Below are 16,540 nucleotides of genomic sequence, written 5' to 3'. Positions count from 1 at the left end.
TCTCTATAAATATTGATCGTAATATATCACAAGGGTTTTACAGGATGCTATACAATTTTATAAGTAATTGATTTATATCAATAAATAATATTTACAGAAAAAATATTGATTAAATTTAAATTTATTGTAGTATATCAACTAAGACATTAAAACAATAATTAAAGAGTACAAAACACCGTGAGGAGACAGTTATGTTGAAAAAGATCCACCTAAAAGCAATAGCGCTTGCAGTAACGGGGGCACTCATAGCGCCCGCAGCCTATGCAGCAGATAACACACCGATTCGTGTTGGTTTCTTAACCATCAAATCCGGTGCATTGGCCGCTGGCGGTAAGCAGATGGAGGAGGCAATCAATCTGTTTATGAAGGAGCGCAACAATACGATAGCCGGTAGAAAAGTGGAGCTTTTTGTGGCCGACACTTCTGGGCAGCCAGCCGTTACAAAAACTAAAACACAAGAGCTGGTAGAAAAAGATAAGGTTCAAGTCATCATCGGACCTTTGGCTGCATTTGAAGCGATTGCAGTTGACGATTACATTAAAAAAGTAGGGGTGCCTGTAATCTCCCCATCTGCTGGTGCAGAAGATTTGACCCAACGTAAACCGAACCCATGGTTTGTGCGTGGTGTTGGCAGTTCAGCTCAACCAAGTCATGCGCTTGGTGAATATGCTGCTAAAGACTTGAAATACAAACGAATTGCCATCATTGCAGATGACTTTGCTTTTGGTCATGAGATTGCAGCTGGTTTCCAGAGAACATTTGAAGAGAACGGTGGCAAGGTAGTACAAAAACTCTGGACTCCATTGAATGTGGCTGACTACGGAACTTATATTGGTCAGATTAAACCAAATGTTGATGCTGTATTTGCGGCCTTTGCTGGTGGTAACGGTGTGAAGTTTGTGAAGCAATACAGTGAGTACGGCTTGAAAGGAAAAATTCCACTGCTTGGTGCCATGACTACTGTTGATGAAGGTATATTGCCTTTCATGGGTGATGATGCATTGGGTGTGATTTCAACCGGTTGGTATTCTGCAAACCTTAACAACGCTGCTAATGCGAAGTTTGTAAAAGACTTCAATGCAATGTACAAAAAGGATCCTGGCTACTATTCCATGGGTGCCTACGGTGCTGCATTGATGCTTGAACAAGCATTAAAAGACGTCAAAGGCAATATTGAAGATAAAAATGCCTTTATGGCTGCATTGCGTGCGGTGCAGTTGCCAAATGATCCAAGAGGTAAAGTGACATTAGATGCATTGGGTAACCCAATTATGGATATTTATATCCGTAAGGTTGAGAAAAAAGATGGCAAGCTGACTAACGTGGTTATCAAAACTTACCCTGCAGTCAGTCAGTTCTGGACTTATAAGACAAAGGACTTCTTGGCTAACCCTGTGTACTCAAGAGATTATCCGCCTGCGAATAATTTAGAAAACTAATTCGCACCACATGTCTTTTTGGTTAATTCAAAGTCTCAATAGCCTTGCCCTAGGGGGAGTTCTTTTCACCCTGGCGGCGGGCTTTTCATTAATTTTCGGATTAATGCGCATCGCCAATCTTTCGCACGGCGCTTATTTTATGTTGGGCGCTTATGTGGGCCTCAGTGTTGTTGAGGCTGGCCATTCATTCTTCCTTGCAATCCTTGCCGCCGCAATTGCGATCGGCCTATTGGGCTGTGCTGTAGAAAGAGTTATTCTGCGCCGCTTAGCGGGTAATAGCTTGTCTCAAGTATTGGCTACCTTAGGTGTTGCTTTTGTCATTGCAGATTGCAGTCTTTGGTTTTGGGGTGGGGATCCTCGTCCGGTTGCTGCGCCCAGTTTTCTAGCTGGCGGTGTTCAGATCCTGGGTCAAACATTTCCCCTTTACCGAATTGCATTAGTAGTTTTTAGTATTTTTGTGGCGCTAGGATTGTGGCTCTTGCTCGACAAAACAAAATTGGGCGTCATGATTCGCGCAAGCGTTGACGATCGTCAAATGGCGCAGGGCATCGGCGTACCAGCGACTAAATTATTCTCTATTGTTTTTTGCTTGGGCGCGGCCTTAGCTGGAGTAGGGGGTATTGCAGCTGCTCCGATTTTGTCGGTTTACCCTGGGCTAGATGCTGATATGTTGCCCATTGCTTTGGTCGTGGTGATTCTGGGCGGTCTTGGAAGTTTATTAGGCGCATTCATTGGTAGCTTCTTGATTGGTTTTATTTACAGCTTTGGCCAAGCCTTATTTCCGGATTTGGCTTACATCATTTTATTTTTACCGATGCTGATTATTTTGGCTGTTCGCCCGCGTGGCTTGTTTGGAAAGATTAGCGCTTGAACCGCATTTTTTATATTGCCATCCTGGCTGTTTTGCTCACCCTCCCAATCATTCTTGGGGGTACGTATTACACCAACCTAGCAAGTCAAATTCTGATCGCTGGCATTTTTGCAATGAGCCTCAATTTGCTCGTGGGTTATGCCGGCTTGACTTCGTTAGGTCATGCGGGGTATTTGGGTTTAGCAGCCTACATTAGTAGCTGGCTGACAGTAAAGCTGGGTTGGAGTCACGCTAGCACTGCAGCGATTGCTATTGTGGGAACTACATTTGTCGCTGGCGTCTTCGGACTCATTGCTTTGCGTGCGACAGGCATCAGCTTTCTGATGATTACCTTGGCATTCGGCCAAATTTTATGGGGCTTAGCTTATCGCTGGGCTAGTGTTACTGGCGGTGATAACGGTATATCTGGCATCACAAGACCACATATTTTTGGATTTGATTTGGGGGAAGCAAGTTATTTCTACTACTTCACCCTTTTTGTATTTTTATTGGTTTGGATTGCTATTGCGATCTTAGTTCGATCTCCTTTTGGCGCCACCATTCGGGGAACCAAAGATCAGCCTCGTCGGATGAGCGCTCTCGGCTTTAATGTCTGGCTCATTCGCTGGGTAACCTTTGCTGCTTGTGGTTTCTTCGGGTCCATTGGTGGAATTATGTATGTCTACTATCACCAATTTATTAGTCCACACAGTCTTTCATTAGCAAACTCTGCCGAGATGCTCTTGATGGTGATTGCTGGTGGCGCTGGCACTTTGATGGGGCCAGTCATTGGAGCTGCTTTAGTGATGCTTTTAAAGAATGTGGCGAGCCAATATGTGGATCACTGGGTAACCTTATTAGGTTTGGTATTTATTTTCATCGTGATGTTCATTCCAGGTGGAATTGTTGCTGGATTTGCCCGCATTAAAAATGCACTGACTGCGCCTAAGTAAAGTATGAGCCCCATTCTTCAAGTTACCGATTTAAGTAAATCCTTTGGTGGGCTAAAAGTCACCAAAGGCGTCAATTTGACTGTGAATGCAGGAGAGAGGCATTTGCTAATCGGACCAAACGGCGCAGGCAAGACAACGCTGTTTAATCTAATCTCAGGTGATCTTGCTTCTGACTCAGGATCTATTGTTCTTGCTGGAAAAAATGTTACTAAGTTGCCAACCGCTAAGCGTGCACAACTCGATTTAGCAAGGACCTACCAAATTCTCACGCTTTTTGGAAAAGATAATTTAATTTCCAACGTAAAGCTAGCGCTGTTAGGAAAAATGCCGCTGCGTTGGAAATGCTGGGGATCTTTTTTATCAGAGTCTGATTTAGATCAAAAAGCATTGACCGTTCTAGAAAAAGTGGGGCTTGGCTCTAAAGCCTATCTGCCTTTGGAGCAGACCTCGTACGGAGAGAAGCGTCGCCTAGAAATCGCAATGGCCTTGGCTCAAAACCCACAAATTTTATTGCTCGATGAACCCCTAGCAGGCTTGTCTACAGAGGAGCGTGAAACGATCACTGCATTACTGCAGCAAATTGATCGCAACATCACCATCTTGATGATTGAACACGATATGGCCGTAGCTTTAGCTTTTGCTGACCGCGTAACACTGTTGCATTATGGAGAAGTGATTACCTCTGGCACACGTCAAGAGGTGGTAAATGATCCGCGAACCAAGGAGATTTATCTTGGCCACTAATGCCATCCTCAAGATCGAAGGCCTGAATGCCTTTTATGGCGATAGCCATATTCTGTATGACGTTTCATTTGAATTGAAGAAAGATACCGTACTGGCTTTATTGGGTAGAAACGGCGCAGGAAAGACTACTTGTATCAGCTCTATCATTGGATTTTTATCTGGCAGAAATGGCTTGATTGAGTTGGATGGTCTGCCATTGCAAAATTTATCACCAGAGAAAATTTGTCATGCAGGCATCGGTATTGTTCCACAGGGGCGTCGCATATTTCCAAGCCTTACTGTGAAAGAAAACTTAGATGTTGCTTATCAAGCAACTCGATCTGGAAGTCCTCGCCAGTGGTCTCTTGAAGATGTATTTCAGTTCTTTCCTCGATTGAATGAACGTAAGAATCAGATAGCAGGTAGCCTATCCGGCGGTGAGCAACAGATGTTGGCAATCGGCAGGGCCTTGATGACTAACCCAAAAGTATTGCTTTTGGATGAGCCTTCAGAGGGTCTGGCACCCCAAATTGTGAAAGAAGTGGGCAATATTATTGCTACCCTCAAGCCATTTATCTCTATTGTGCTGGTCGAGCAAAATCTCAATCTTGCTTTAAGTGTTGCAGATGATGTAGTGCTTCTAAATGGCGGCAAGGTAGTCTTTGCTGGCAGCAAAACACTATTTACTGAAAAGCAGCATGAGCTGCAAGCACACCTAAGTGTTGAGTAAGGAATCGATATGCAGGATTTATTAAAGACGGCAAAGATCGGCAACTACGATATTCAATATATTGATGTTGGCCAGGGTGTTCCAGTGGTATTAATTCATGGCTTAGCCGGCGACTATAGCGCCTGGACAGCCCAGATACAGCTCCTAAAAGATCACTACAGAGTGATTGCATTTGATAACCGGGGTGCAGGCAAGAGTACACAAGTAGATGAACCTATTAGCACTCAAGATCTTGCAAGAGATACTTTGGGTTTGATGGATTTTCTGGATATTCCATCGGCACATGTTGTTGGCAGATCTATGGGCGGAGCGGTTGCTCAGCATATGGCGTTAATGTCCCCAGAGCGAGTGAAGTCCTTGGTGCTGTGTGCATCGTTTGCAGTATTAGATCCTCTTGGCCGTCGAGTCTTATTGAATATGCGAGAAGCGCTCGAGTGGCGTATGAGCTGGGCTGATCACGCACGACACTCTATACAAAACTTTGTCTCTTATGAATTTTTTAACAATAAACAAGAGCAAGTTAAAAAAATAGAAGCACTCATTGGTGGGGAAACAAGACTTCCTGCATGCTATATCCGTCAGAATGAGGCATGCCAAAACCATGACACTAGTGCTCAACTCGATCTAATAATGCAGCCGACACTCGTCATGGCCGGAAAAAATGATCCAATTTGCTCTTTGACTGCTACAGAGATTTTGAGCAAGGGCATTGCAGGTTCAGAAACTATTCTGTTTGACAATGCGAGCCATTTCTTCTTAATGGAACAGCCTGATAAATTCAACCAAAGTCTGCAAAACTGGCTCGATACACATTAACTCACGCTAGTAGATCGTCTGATAAATAAAAAGCCCTTAGAAGGGTATTCAAGGGCTTTTGTATAGCTAGTAGGTCAGGTGAAAATTGAACTCGCGACCAAGGGATTAAAAGTTTTCAGTTGCGCAGGAGATTTTCCCGGCCTTTATCGCCTTTAAATAGGTGTCGTAGTCTATTTCATTTTGCTTGCTATAAGCTGTTGCGAAACTCACAAGGGCATCATCCATTGCTTCACTTTTGCCGCAGTAGCCTGCAATCATGGCGGCATCTCCGGACCGAGCATGCGCGTTAGCTAAGGCCCATCCAAAGAGTTTTGCAAAATCTGGAAATACTTTGGCATTAATGCCATCGTTACCAACAGAAATGCCACCCTTCATGTCGCGTAACTGCCGAACATAAAAATCTGATTCTGCTGTCTTGCCAAAGCCCAAAAAGAGATCCGGTGCGCCCTGAATTAAGCATTGCCCGTGGACCACTCGTTCACCTTCCGACTGAAACTGCGTATCTGGAAAAAATGAAGCCAATACTGATTTCTGGGCTTGTTTTGTTTGAAGGAAAAGGGGGTCATTGACGTCAAGACCCTCAAAATACATTACCCAGCAACCGGTACCAACACTTCCAACGCCGACAACCTTTCTAGCCCAATCAATCCATTTGTAGCGCAATAACAAATATCTACGATCTGGATTTAACGATTGAATATATGAATTTAGGCCCACATCATTCAATTCCGATATTTTTCTGCCGTGCTGCGAAAATTCTGGGTGCTCAATCAAAGGGGGTTGGTTAATTAATCGGATTCCTTCAGGAGTGCTTTCCGTCAGCTTGCCGATAAGACCTTGACTATTATTTTTTCGCGCTTTGTCTACTAATTTTTGTAAGTAGATTTGACTGACTGGCTTTGCATTTCTTGCTGCAGCGCTGACTAATGCTTTCTCATCGATATAACTACGTTTGAGATCAATATAAGACAGTGTTGAATATCGATGCATGGAGGTTCGATAGGCGCTAATAATGGTTCTGACAATCATTTCCCCATAAGCATGATCTTGTCCCAACTGCTGTGACGCAATCATGGCACTTGCAATAAGACGTTTCAGATCCCAGTCAAAATTGCCGGGAAGGGTTTCATCAAAATCATTGATTCCGAAGACTAACTGATGCTCAGTTGTGGAAAAGAACCCAAAGTTACTCACATGCATATCACCACATAATTGCACTGTGATGGATGGACTTGGCATCTTGGATAAGTCCTTAGCCATGATTGCAGCGCCACCCCGAAAAAATGCAAATGGATCTACTGCCATCCGAGCATGGCGTATGGGGACATATTCAGGAATTCGTGTCTTGGCTTGAGAAAGCAATATGTCGATCGGCGATTGACGTTTGCTTTCTATATCAAATTGACCAATAGACGACCTGACAACCTGTTTGCGAATCGATTTTCCTAAATCAATGCGCTCTTGACGGCTGGGGTTCTTTTTAAGAAATGACTTATAAAGTTCGCTGGACATCCCTTAATGATGCCATGAAGAGAGTCAAAAGAAAAAGCCACCCAAAGGTAGCTTTTTACAACTGGTGGGGCGGGCTAGATTGGAACTCGGGACCAACGGATTAATTTGGCTATTAGTCGGCGGGCTTCATAGTGAAGTCACCATTATTGCTGCTGGTATTGCCTTTATTTGCTTCATAGTATGTAGCTTCTGCAACGCCAAAGGGCATGCTATTTGCAACCATTTCAGTTTTGTTTGGCGTAATAACAAATCGATAGGTCTTGCCACTATCAAATTGATAGGCTTGAGAAAACACGCCGAAAGAGCCAGAGAAGGTGCTATCTACCTTAAGAACATGTTTCCCTGATGAAATATTGACTATGCAATTTTCTCCATTGGGGATAACGCAGACTTTAAGGTCATCCACATAAACCTGAGCGCTTCTCACAATTGCAAACCAAACTGTGCTTGTGCGATTAAAGATAAGGGTGACATCACCACCGGGATTCACGGGGGCCATGCCTTCTTGAGGCATACCCTGACATCCCGCTAAGAGGGTGAGCAAAGCAATGCTCAGTAATTTTTTGAATAGCACTATTGCATCTCCAATGTAAGCAATATTAGACATACATTACCTCAATATAGCTTCTGTAATCCAAATAGCTAGACTCCAAAGAAAAAGCCACCCGAGGGTGGCTTTTGTATAACTGGTGGGTCGGGCGAGATTCGAACTCGCGACCAACGGGCTTAAAGAGGTTTGATTGGCTCAGACAGGACGGTAAATTGCTCAAACCTATTCATTTCGATCCAGGCGATCCGAAATCAGATTGGCAAGAATGGATTCATCGCCATTAAACGCTAGTTCCATTGCTTGATAAATTTGTTCCTGCTCCAGGTCGGAGTAGTCGAGCTGATATCCGGCTGATTGGCTAAGTTGGGAGATGAATATGCGCTGTACGCGACCATTTCCCTCTCTAAAAGGATGAAGGGCATTGATCTCTGAAAGGTAATGCGCCAATCTTTTCGATAAGGCATTGGCATCCAACCCTTTGAGCCAGTTTTCGCGAGCTAGTCTGTTAAAGATATCATTTGCCGCTGACTCAATGAAGCGCACATTAGCAAAGCGACTATTACCACGACTTATATCTACTGTGCGAATCTTGCCGGCCCAGTCATATACGTCCTGAAAGAGTGCCAAATGAATGCGCTGAAGATGGGCAAGGTCAAATTGACCTGCTATGGGTTTCTCTAGAATTTCAATTGAGCGCAAAGTAGATAGCTCACCTTCGTAGGTGTCTAAATCTTCTGCGTTGGTTATTTCTGCTTTGTTTCGAAGTACGTCTGTACCAGGGTAGCAGTAGGTGTCATCCGCGTCGTAGCGTGACATATCGTTGTTTAGTTTCTTCCAATATTTGCGCAATACTCTTTTTGCCGGCAACGTAATCAGTGAGGTTTTGCTCTAACTGCTTAGTTGGAACAATACCTTCAATCCTAGCAGAAGCTACAGCGTTAGAAACGTTGTATTGGCGAGCTTGAGATTGGTTGGCAAACTTAGTTGGCATAAGTCTATTTTAGTCGATTTGGGGGTGATTTCCTAGCCATAAAATAGCTCTAAATCAGGCCTTAAATAGCTATTTGGAGGGATGATGTGACTAATAAAAAAGCCCCGCAGAAGCGAGGCTTAGTATTGCTGGTGGGTCGGGCGAGATTCGAATCTCGCCATAAGCTACCTAAAAATTTATTTTTTTAAGACCTCAGGATTAATGCAGGTAATTGGAGCTTTTCCATTGAGTACTGCTAAAACGTTATCAGTCACGATTTTGCCCATCGCTAGTCTCGTATCAAGGGTAGCAGAGGCGATATGCGGAACAATTACAACATTGTCTAATTGATCAAGTCCCTCAGCCAGCTTTGGTTCATCCTCAAAGACGTCAAGTCCAGCACCCCAAATTACTTTATTGCGAAGTGCTTCGACTAATTCTTTCTCGTTTACGAGCGGACCACGCGCTGCATTAATGAGAATAGCGCTAGGTTTCATTTGGGATAATTCTTTTGCTCCGATGTAGTATTTTGTTTCTGGAGTTAAAGGCAGATGGATTGAGAGAAAGTCTGACTCTTTTAGAAGGGTCTTCTTATCCACAAACGTAGCTCCATACTCTTTCTCAAAATCGAGGTTACGTTGTTCGTTGGTATATATAACCTTCATATCAAAGGCTGCCGCTTTTCTAGCAAACATCGTACCAATTCTGCCCAAGCCGGCGATACCGAGAGTTTTGCCGTCCACATCTTGGCCGATAAATGTCATTGGGGACCAACCTTTCCATTTACCCTCGCGAACGTAGCGCTCTGATTCTGAAATACGTTTTGCAGCAGCCAACAGGAGAGCCCAAGCATGGGTGGCGGTTGCCTTATCCAAAACACCGGGGGTATTGGTCATAATGACACCGCGTTTTGTGGCTGCATCTAGATTGAAGTTGTTAAAACCAACAGCGTAGTTGGCGACAATCTTACATTGCGGCCCCGCTGCATCGAGAATTTCGGCATCAACGTTATCTGTTAATAGGGTGATCACCGCATCACGGCCCTTAACAGCATTCATGAGTTCTTCGCGAGTTAAAGCACGATCATGGGGATTAACTTCAACATCACAGGTCTTTCTTAGCTCGGCAATAGTTTGTTCGGGAATGCTTCGTGTGATGTATACATTTGGTTTAGACATTTAAAATTCCTAATAAAAAAGTGCAAAACAAAATGTTTTGCACTAAATAAAACCACCTTAAAACAGAGGTGACTGCTAAAGCTTAATTCCCACCATTTTTGCGCTTATTTTTATTGTAAACAAAAGCAGTTAATAGTGGAGTGAGTACTGCAGTAACAATCACTGATGCAGCAACTTGAACGGTAGCAATTGGTGCAATTGCAGCAAAAGTTGGATCGGCTAATGCAACTGCTTGTGGTGTGCCGGTAGCATTACCGGCTGTGCTTGATGCTGCTGCTCCAGCAACTCCAGAGCCGCCTAATAAGCGGTCAGCTAGGATGCATACAATACCTGTGATTACCAATACAGAGATTCCGAGTAGGATGCCTGGCAAGCCTGCCGTGAGTACTGCGTTCAGGTTGATGCCTTGTCCAAGCGTAAACGCCATAAATGGAACAATGATCGGCTCGTGAGCGCCAAAGAAATCACGTAGATCTTTATCTAGGTTTCCAAGTATTGCACCAGCAAGAATTGGGGCGATTACTGAGAACATGGTCATCCAGGGGATAACGGCTAAACCCGCGCCAACCAATACCAGCATAGTCAGGAAGGGGCCGGTTTCAATACTTTGTGGGACATAAGTGCCCGCATCTTCCTTATTACCAAACGTGCTGGTCAACGCCAAGAACATGCCGCCATTGGTGTCATTCATAGCTGCCAATACTGCTAGGGTTGTAAGACCTAAAACATCACCATTGAAAAAGTGGGCAATAGCCAGTGCTACAGCAATTGCAATACCTACTTTGGCAAACATAATTCCAAAGCCACGCTTAAGCATGGATGGAGCTGCATTGAGCGTCATTTTTGTACCAACAGTAAAGAGGTACATTGCTAAAAATGTTGGGTAGCCCTGATTGGTCAATGCCTGGGTAAATCCACCAATTTTTAAGGCATTTGGGGCAAATGTATTTAGTAGCATCCCTATAAATAGGGGTACCACCATGATTCCGCCGGGAACTTTGTTAATTGCTTGATAAATTTTCATGTTTACCTTTTCTAGTGTGGTTTGTCTCAAGGTCTCAAAAGAGCCTATTTTTATGTTTTTTGCTAATACGGTTGCGATTGCGTAATTCAACAATCATTAGATCAAGTGTTGTCGAAATAATCTATTGATATAGCTCAAAATTAAGAGAAAACACCTAGAAATTAGGCAAATCAGCCCTGGGGCGAAGTGATCTTCTTTTCAATACAATAAGGCTGTGGGGGTGCCATAAGCGCTAGCACCCCATTCAATATTAAAAAACGAGACAGCGCGCTAATAAAAGATAGGTTAATCACTGATGAGTAAGTTAAAACTAGGTTTTATCGGGTTGGGTATTATGGGCGCGCCTATGGCATCGCACTTAATGGCCGCTGGCCATGAGCTATTTATTAATACGCGCAGCAAGGTGCCAGAAGAGTTGGCTAATAGTGCCGCTGTTGTTTGCGTAACTCCAGCAGAAGTAGCGAAAATGGCTGACATTATCTTTACGATGGTGCCCGATACACCAGATGTTGAGAAAGTACTCTTTGGTGAACATGGAGTTGCCCATGGCTTGACTAAGGGCAAGATTATTGTTGATATGAGTTCAATCTCTCCAATTGCAACCAAGGATTTTGCAAAAAAGATTAATGCTCTTGGATGTGAATATCTGGATGCCCCTGTTTCAGGTGGTCAGGTAGGCGCAAAGGGCGGTACCTTGACCATCATGGTCGGTGGCAAAGAGTCTGTATTCCAGACAGTCAAGCCTATGTTTGATCTGATGGGTAAAAATATTACTTTGGTTGGTGACAATGGCGCAGGCCAGGTTACTAAAGTAGCCAATCAAATTATTGTTGCACTGAATATTGAGGCTGTAGCCGAGGCCTTGTTGTTTGCTTCCAAGGCCGGCGCAGATCCCGCTCGAGTTCGTGAGGCTCTGATGGGCGGTTTTGCCAGCTCTAAAATTTTAGAGGTACATGCTGAGCGCATGATCAAGAGAACATTCGATCCTGGCTTTAGGATTGAGTTGCATCAAAAGGATTTAAATTTAGCGCTCAATAGTGCAAGAGCTCTAGGAGTTTCTTTACCTAATACTGCTAATGCTCAAGAATTATTTAATTCCTGCTTGGCTTATGGTGGTAAGGCTTGGGATCACTCTGCAATGGTCAAGGCTCTGGAAAAGCTTGCAAATTTCGAAGTTGGACAGAAGTCTACTTAATGTAATTCGTTCTACCTAAGAAGTGCATTACGTTAAAAAAACCTCATCAGAAATGATGAGGTTTTAATTTGGCCAAATATGATTTTTTTACCGATGCGTTGGCGATATTACTGCGCATTCTTAAAAAATACCGATTCTTGGTCAGGCCTCACGGTGACCACCGCATTCCATTCAGCCAAAAGAAAAGGGACCACATTTCTGTGATCCCTTTGTATAACTGGTGGGTCGGGCGAGATTCGAACTCGCGACCAACGGATTAAAAGTCCGCTGCTCTACCGACTGAGCTACCGACCCAGTTAAGCCATAAATTATAGCAAGAAGTTTGTAGGTCTTCCTCAGGTCTGCGGGGTCTGCCTCTCAGCCCTTGTACTTACAAGTTCCTAGGAGTTAATGCGTCTAGCGACCGGTGGGTTTTTGGAAAAATAATCCTTAATTCCTCTCAAAATAGCCTCCGCAATCCGATCCTGGTAGCCATCATCGTTCAATCTAGCCTCTTCCTGAGGATTACTAATAAAGGCAGTCTCAACGAGGATGGAGGGGATATCTGGGGCCTTCAAAACAGCAAAACTCGCTTGCTCCACCTTGGGCTTATGTAGAGGCGCAAATCCACCAATTTGCTTCAGAATCGAGTTGCCAACCTGCAAAGAGTCTTTAATTTGAGCTGTGGTCGACATATCTAGAAGGAGGTTAGCTACTTGACGATCTTGCGTCTTGATGTTGATACCGCCGATCAGATCAGATGCGTTTTCTTTGTTGGCCATCCATCTTGCTGTAGTGCTGCTTGCACCCATTTGAGAGAGTGCAAATACTGAAGCGCCCTTAGCGTTTCTCTCAATAAAGGCATCTGCGTGGATTGATACAAATAGATCGGCCTCTACTCGGCGTGCTTTTTGTACTCTGACGTGAAGAGGGACAAAGTAATCACCATCTCTAGTCAAGAAGGGGCGCATATAGGCTTCACCTTCAATCTTGTCTTTAAGTCGCTTGGCAATAGCGAGAACAACATTCTTTTCTCGAGAGCCTGCAGCACCGATTGCCCCTGGATCTTCGCCTCCATGGCCAGGATCAATCGCAATCGTGATTAAGCGCTTATATTTTGCGGGCGCCGGTAATTCCTTAGGATCCGGAATGGCTTGCGCTACGGGAGTGCTTGGAGTCTTAGCGAGATCCTTTTCTTTCTTGGTGGCAAACTGCGCAATGAGATCTACTTCTTCGTTGGATTTCTCGAGTGCACTTTCTTTCTTGGCACTACTTCTGACCAGGGCCATTAAAGGGTCTAGTGGAGTGGTGGGGTAGAGATCAAATACCATGCGGTAGTTGTATTCACCAATGGGATCTAGCGTAAAGAGTTGGGGCTTAATCGGCTCTTTTAAGTCAAATACCAAGCGCACAACGCCTGGCTGAAATTGCCCCACGCGAACTTGTGAAATATATGGATCATTTGGTTTTACTTTGGCGACCAAATCCTTGAGTGTAGGATTGAGTTCTAATCCTTGTACATCGACCACTAAGCGGTCTGGATTCGTCAGAATCTGTTGGGTAATTGGCAGTGGGGTATCGGATTCTAGAGTAACGCGGGTGTAGTCTTCAGAGGGCCAGACCCGCACTCCTAAGATCTTGGCGCCCCAAGCAATTTCTACCTCGGTAAGCAGCAGCGCAAAGCTCAAGAGCTTGACTGAGGTCTTGAGATGCTGCCTTCTTGAGAGATTGATATTTTTCTTACTCATCGATCATTACCAATTAGTCATTACTGAGTGGCTTGAGTATCTTCGACTACGGTTCTACTTTGCTCTGATAGGGCATTGATCGTAATGGATCGTTCATATTCATTTACACCTGCAGATAACTGAATCTGAATATCGAATGCGGGCAAAGTTCCTTCCGCTTTTTCGGGCCACTCGATTAAGCAAAAACCTGGCACATCAAAATGTTCTACAAAACCAGCTTCCTGCCACTCTAATGGATCATGCATGCGGTAAAGATCAAAGTGATGGACTGTGAAGAATTCAATTTGGTTATGTTGCTTAGTCTTATTAATAGAGTAGGGCTCGCACAATGTGTAGGTGGGACTCTTCACTTTGCCCTCATATCCCATGCTCTGAATGAGATATCTGGCAAAAGTAGTCTTGCCAGCCCCCAAATCTCCTTCTAGGGAGATATTGAGATGGGCATCTGGGTTCTGGGTAATAAAACGCTCAAGACTGGCGGCAAAGCCTTTGGCAAGTTTGGCGGTTTCCGCTTCCTGCCTACAATATTGCTTTAGAGATGCTTTGGGAGATGCCTGAGGCGTCTGATTTCCGGTCATTGCCCTAGTTTATTCAATTATTGAGCTACATTCTGTATTCCATATGTCTTTATCTACCAATCCTCAGTTTTTAGATGAGTCCAATCTACGGGGTTGGCTAGAAGCTCAAGCTGCGGCACTGGGATTCGATGGGTTGCGCATTACCGATACGCATCTTGGCCTTGCTAGTGAGCGACTCAATCAGTGGCTGGCAGAGGGGCGTCATGGCCATATGGAATACATGCAACGCCATGCTGATTTACGTTCCAATCCCGAGCTTTTAGTGCCCGGGGCTGTGCGAGTGATTTGCGTTTCCATGAATTACCTGCCTTCCGAAACCAACTTTGATACAGAGTGGCAACGACTGGAAGATCCCTCTCAAGCGGTAGTCTCGATGTATGCCCGTGGGCGTGATTATCACAAGGTGTTGCGTAGTCGCTTACAGGAATTTGCCGAGTTAATAGAAGAGCGAATTGGAAAGTTGGGTTATCGCGTATTTACTGACTCAGCCCCATTAATGGAAGTGGAGTTGGCACGTAAGGCGGGATTAGGTTGGCGAGGTAAACATACGCTTTTACTCAATCGAGAATCTGGCTCTACTTTTTTCTTGGGTGAGATCTTGGTAGATGTGCCGCTACCCATTGATCAAGAGATCGAAGAGCATTGTGGCACCTGTACCTCTTGTATTGATATATGTCCTACAAAAGCCATTACAGCGCCATATCAGTTGGATGCGCGCAGATGTATCTCTTATCTCACTATTGAAAATCCAGAAGCTATTCCTGTTGAATTTAGAAGTGCAATGGGCAACCGAGTTTATGGTTGCGATGATTGCCAACTAATTTGTCCTTGGAATAAATTTGCAAAACGCACTGAGTTACCAGACTTTGCGCAGCGGCATGGTTTAGGGCAGGCGAGTCTTTTGCATTTATGGTCTTGGACAGAAGCCGAGTTTGAGAAGCGCCACGAAGGAAGTGCAATTCGCAGAATTGGTTATATCCGTTGGCGTCGTAATTTGGCGGTAGCGATGGGTAATGCGCTGTCAAACTCTGCTGTAGCGGAGATTGACAAGTCGGCAATACGATCGGCATTAAGCGATGCACTTACTGATGCTGACGCTTTAGTAACGGAGCATATTCAATGGGCTCTAAAGGCTTACAATTAGGCCATGTCATCTGCAGACCAACCCTACATTGATCCTAGCGAAATCGCTTTAGAGGAGGCTGCGGCACAACGCTTTAAACATCCAAGTGATGCTTTTTGGTCCGGTATTCGTGATGCTGCTGGCGCACCAGCCATGGTGCTCTTTGCTGGCATGGTGGGCTTTGGAGCAATGGGCAAAACCAATGGATTTGATGTTTGGTTCACTACCTTTACCTCCTTCTTCATGTTCGCATTACCGGGGCAAGTGGTCTTGCTCGAGATGGCAATTACAGGCTCATCAGCCTTAGCAATCGCTCTGGCGGTCACGCTCACCTCCACTCGTTTCATTACGATGACAGTGACGCTCTTTCCGCAGTTTCATCACAAAGATCGCAATCGCAGTTTGTATGCTTCTGTCCATTTGCTGGCAATGACTGCATGGGCTATCTCAATGCGCGAGTTTCATGCGATTGAGGTTAAGCATCGTCTAAGTTATTTTGTTGGCTTGGGATTGCTATGTTGGTTGATTTCCATCCCAGGAACCATTTTGGGTTACTTCTTAGCGGGCCTGGTGCCTGCCCCTGTAACCCTTGGTTTGGTGTTCATTAACCCCCTGTTTTTCTTGCTCACCTTTACCGAGGTCAAGCCTTGGATTAACCGCATTGCGATTTTCTTGGGCTGCATCTTTGGCCCCATCTTCTTTTTGATTGATCGCGACACTAGCTTGCTAACCTCAGGATTGGTTGCGGGCACCTTGGCTTACTTCATTGATCGCCAGTTCCTGCGCAAAAAAGCGGGACTTGTCGGATGAGTGCAATGGATACTATGGCTAGCGCGCTTTCGGGCTGGGGGTTGTGGATTGCTTTGGTAGGTGCCTGTCTAGGTACTTACTTCTGCCGCGCAATTGGGGTATTCCTGTCGCAAAGTATTAACCAAGATAGTGAAATCTTCCGTTGGTTAGCGGCGGTGACCTATGCGATGGTCGCTTCTTTAACCATACGTTTGATCGTGATGCCATTAGGCTTAATGGCAACGGTTCCTTTGTGGATACGCATTCTGATTTGCGCTTTGGCTATCGGAGTGATGATCTCTAAACCCACCAAGCGATTGGTTCCTGCATTGCTGACAGGAACTTTGCTGATGGTGAGTTACGGCATTATTCGTTGATACGTT

At 44.7% G+C, this 16,540-nt stretch carries 18 protein-coding genes and 1 tRNA gene; 10 read left to right on the top strand and 9 right to left on the bottom strand.

The window, feature by feature from the left end:
• Positions 1-191: 191 nt before the first annotated feature.
• Genes ICN33_RS01450 through ICN33_RS01425 form a run of 6 tightly spaced genes read left to right on the top strand, consistent with a single transcriptional unit; the run spans position 192 to position 5,511 of the window.
• Entirely contained in the window at positions 192-1,439 is a 1,248-nt protein-coding gene (locus ICN33_RS01450) for an ABC transporter substrate-binding protein (protein ID WP_216193870.1), read from the top strand.
• A gap of 10 nt (positions 1,440-1,449) precedes the next feature.
• Complete coding sequence (locus tag ICN33_RS01445; RefSeq protein ID WP_216193868.1) at positions 1,450-2,310, top strand: branched-chain amino acid ABC transporter permease; 861 nt, start codon at positions 1,450-1,452, stop codon at positions 2,308-2,310.
• Complete coding sequence (locus ICN33_RS01440; RefSeq protein ID WP_216193866.1) at positions 2,307-3,242, top strand: branched-chain amino acid ABC transporter permease; 936 nt, start codon at positions 2,307-2,309, stop codon at positions 3,240-3,242. Before ICN33_RS01445 ends, ICN33_RS01440 begins: the two co-directional genes overlap by 4 nt.
• A 3-nt stretch (positions 3,243-3,245) precedes the next feature.
• Entirely contained in the window at positions 3,246-3,986 is a 741-nt protein-coding gene (locus ICN33_RS01435) for an ABC transporter ATP-binding protein (RefSeq protein WP_216193865.1), read from the top strand.
• Positions 3,976-4,695: an ABC transporter ATP-binding protein gene (locus ICN33_RS01430; protein WP_255530506.1), complete on the top strand. Its 720-nt coding sequence runs from the start codon at positions 3,976-3,978 to the stop codon at positions 4,693-4,695. Before ICN33_RS01435 ends, ICN33_RS01430 begins: the two co-directional genes overlap by 11 nt.
• 9 nt (positions 4,696-4,704) lie before the next feature.
• Complete coding sequence (locus ICN33_RS01425) at positions 4,705-5,511, top strand: alpha/beta fold hydrolase (protein WP_216193862.1); 807 nt, start codon at positions 4,705-4,707, stop codon at positions 5,509-5,511.
• Between the two features lie 105 nt (positions 5,512-5,616).
• Here the strand turns inward: ICN33_RS01425 and ICN33_RS01420 are convergent, their stop codons facing one another.
• The 6 genes from ICN33_RS01420 to ICN33_RS01395 all read right to left on the bottom strand — a co-directional run bounded on the left by ICN33_RS01420 (position 5,617) and on the right by ICN33_RS01395 (position 10,745).
• On the bottom strand, positions 5,617-7,023 hold the full coding sequence (locus tag ICN33_RS01420; protein ID WP_216193860.1) for a DUF2252 domain-containing protein: 1,407 nt from the start codon (positions 7,021-7,023) through the stop codon (positions 5,617-5,619).
• A 112-nt stretch (positions 7,024-7,135) separates the two neighbouring features.
• Positions 7,136-7,630: a hypothetical protein gene (locus ICN33_RS01415; protein ID WP_216193858.1), complete on the bottom strand. Its 495-nt coding sequence runs from the start codon at positions 7,628-7,630 to the stop codon at positions 7,136-7,138.
• A gap of 165 nt (positions 7,631-7,795) precedes the next feature.
• Entirely contained in the window at positions 7,796-8,389 is a 594-nt protein-coding gene (locus ICN33_RS01410; RefSeq protein ID WP_216193857.1) for a Fic family protein, read from the bottom strand.
• Positions 8,367-8,564: an antitoxin VbhA family protein gene (locus tag ICN33_RS01405; protein WP_068948940.1), complete on the bottom strand. Its 198-nt coding sequence runs from the start codon at positions 8,562-8,564 to the stop codon at positions 8,367-8,369. The genes ICN33_RS01410 and ICN33_RS01405 overlap by 23 nt, the downstream gene beginning before the upstream one ends.
• 176 nt (positions 8,565-8,740) lie before the next feature.
• Positions 8,741-9,721: a D-glycerate dehydrogenase gene (locus ICN33_RS01400; RefSeq protein ID WP_216193854.1), complete on the bottom strand. Its 981-nt coding sequence runs from the start codon at positions 9,719-9,721 to the stop codon at positions 8,741-8,743.
• 82 nt (positions 9,722-9,803) lie between these two features.
• Entirely contained in the window at positions 9,804-10,745 is a 942-nt protein-coding gene (locus ICN33_RS01395; RefSeq protein ID WP_216193851.1) for a 2-keto-3-deoxygluconate permease, read from the bottom strand.
• Between the two features lie 295 nt (positions 10,746-11,040).
• On the opposite strand from ICN33_RS01395, the gene glxR reads away from it, so the two are divergent.
• Positions 11,041-11,940 (top strand): 2-hydroxy-3-oxopropionate reductase, encoded by a 900-nt coding sequence (glxR, locus tag ICN33_RS01390; protein WP_216193849.1) that lies wholly within the window; start codon positions 11,041-11,043, stop codon positions 11,938-11,940.
• 218 nt (positions 11,941-12,158) lie between these two features.
• Here the strand turns inward: glxR and ICN33_RS01385 are convergent.
• The 3 genes from ICN33_RS01385 to tsaE form a co-directional block, all read right to left on the bottom strand.
• Positions 12,159-12,234: transfer RNA gene (locus ICN33_RS01385), tRNA-Lys, on the bottom strand.
• Between the two features lie 86 nt (positions 12,235-12,320).
• Positions 12,321-13,667, bottom strand: a complete 1,347-nt coding sequence (locus ICN33_RS01380) for an N-acetylmuramoyl-L-alanine amidase (protein ID WP_216193847.1) — start codon at positions 13,665-13,667, stop codon at positions 12,321-12,323.
• Between the two features lie 20 nt (positions 13,668-13,687).
• Entirely contained in the window at positions 13,688-14,245 is a 558-nt protein-coding gene (gene tsaE, locus ICN33_RS01375; protein ID WP_216193845.1) for a tRNA (adenosine(37)-N6)-threonylcarbamoyltransferase complex ATPase subunit type 1 TsaE, read from the bottom strand.
• Positions 14,246-14,288: 43 nt separating this feature from the next.
• Here tsaE and queG point away from each other — a divergent pair, with 43 nt between their 5' ends.
• From queG to ICN33_RS01360, 3 genes are read left to right on the top strand one after another with little or no spacing between them, the layout of a single operon-like run.
• Positions 14,289-15,389, top strand: a complete 1,101-nt coding sequence (queG, locus tag ICN33_RS01370) for a tRNA epoxyqueuosine(34) reductase QueG (protein WP_216193843.1) — start codon at positions 14,289-14,291, stop codon at positions 15,387-15,389.
• Positions 15,390-15,392: 3 nt separating this feature from the next.
• Positions 15,393-16,178, top strand: a complete 786-nt coding sequence (locus ICN33_RS01365; protein WP_216193841.1) for an AzlC family ABC transporter permease — start codon at positions 15,393-15,395, stop codon at positions 16,176-16,178.
• Positions 16,175-16,534 (top strand): AzlD domain-containing protein, encoded by a 360-nt coding sequence (locus tag ICN33_RS01360; RefSeq protein WP_216193839.1) that lies wholly within the window; start codon positions 16,175-16,177, stop codon positions 16,532-16,534. Before ICN33_RS01365 ends, ICN33_RS01360 begins: the two co-directional genes overlap by 4 nt.
• Positions 16,535-16,540: the final 6 nt, after the last annotated feature.

Origin of the sequence: Polynucleobacter sp. UB-Tiil-W10 (assembly GCF_018881605.1) — a bacterium.
Lineage (GTDB): Bacteria > Pseudomonadota > Gammaproteobacteria > Burkholderiales > Burkholderiaceae > Polynucleobacter.
This window is presented reverse-complemented; position numbering and strand designations above follow the sequence as displayed.

Excerpts from the sequence above, each read along its gene's own strand:
- ICN33_RS01450 (WP_216193870.1), top strand. The coding sequence starts at position 192 with ATGTTGAAAAAGATCCACCTAAAAGCAATAGCGCTTGCAGTAACGGGG.
- ICN33_RS01445 (WP_216193868.1), top strand. The coding sequence starts at position 1,450 with ATGTCTTTTTGGTTAATTCAAAGTCTCAATAGCCTTGCCCTAGGGGGA.
- ICN33_RS01435 (WP_216193865.1), top strand. The coding sequence starts at position 3,246 with ATGAGCCCCATTCTTCAAGTTACCGATTTAAGTAAATCCTTTGGTGGG.
- ICN33_RS01425 (WP_216193862.1), top strand. The coding sequence starts at position 4,705 with ATGCAGGATTTATTAAAGACGGCAAAGATCGGCAACTACGATATTCAA.
- ICN33_RS01420 (WP_216193860.1), bottom strand. The coding sequence starts at position 7,023 with ATGTCCAGCGAACTTTATAAGTCATTTCTTAAAAAGAACCCCAGCCGT.
- ICN33_RS01415 (WP_216193858.1), bottom strand. The coding sequence starts at position 7,630 with ATGTCTAATATTGCTTACATTGGAGATGCAATAGTGCTATTCAAAAAA.
- ICN33_RS01410 (WP_216193857.1), bottom strand. The coding sequence starts at position 8,389 with ATGTCACGCTACGACGCGGATGACACCTACTGCTACCCTGGTACAGAC.
- ICN33_RS01405 (WP_068948940.1), bottom strand. The coding sequence starts at position 8,564 with ATGCCAACTAAGTTTGCCAACCAATCTCAAGCTCGCCAATACAACGTT.
- ICN33_RS01400 (WP_216193854.1), bottom strand. The coding sequence starts at position 9,721 with ATGTCTAAACCAAATGTATACATCACACGAAGCATTCCCGAACAAACT.
- ICN33_RS01395 (WP_216193851.1), bottom strand. The coding sequence starts at position 10,745 with ATGAAAATTTATCAAGCAATTAACAAAGTTCCCGGCGGAATCATGGTG.
- glxR (WP_216193849.1), top strand. The coding sequence starts at position 11,041 with ATGAGTAAGTTAAAACTAGGTTTTATCGGGTTGGGTATTATGGGCGCG.
- ICN33_RS01380 (WP_216193847.1), bottom strand. The coding sequence starts at position 13,667 with ATGAGTAAGAAAAATATCAATCTCTCAAGAAGGCAGCATCTCAAGACC.
- tsaE (WP_216193845.1), bottom strand. The coding sequence starts at position 14,245 with ATGACCGGAAATCAGACGCCTCAGGCATCTCCCAAAGCATCTCTAAAG.
- queG (WP_216193843.1), top strand. The coding sequence starts at position 14,289 with ATGTCTTTATCTACCAATCCTCAGTTTTTAGATGAGTCCAATCTACGG.
- ICN33_RS01365 (WP_216193841.1), top strand. The coding sequence starts at position 15,393 with ATGTCATCTGCAGACCAACCCTACATTGATCCTAGCGAAATCGCTTTA.
- ICN33_RS01360 (WP_216193839.1), top strand. The coding sequence starts at position 16,175 with ATGAGTGCAATGGATACTATGGCTAGCGCGCTTTCGGGCTGGGGGTTG.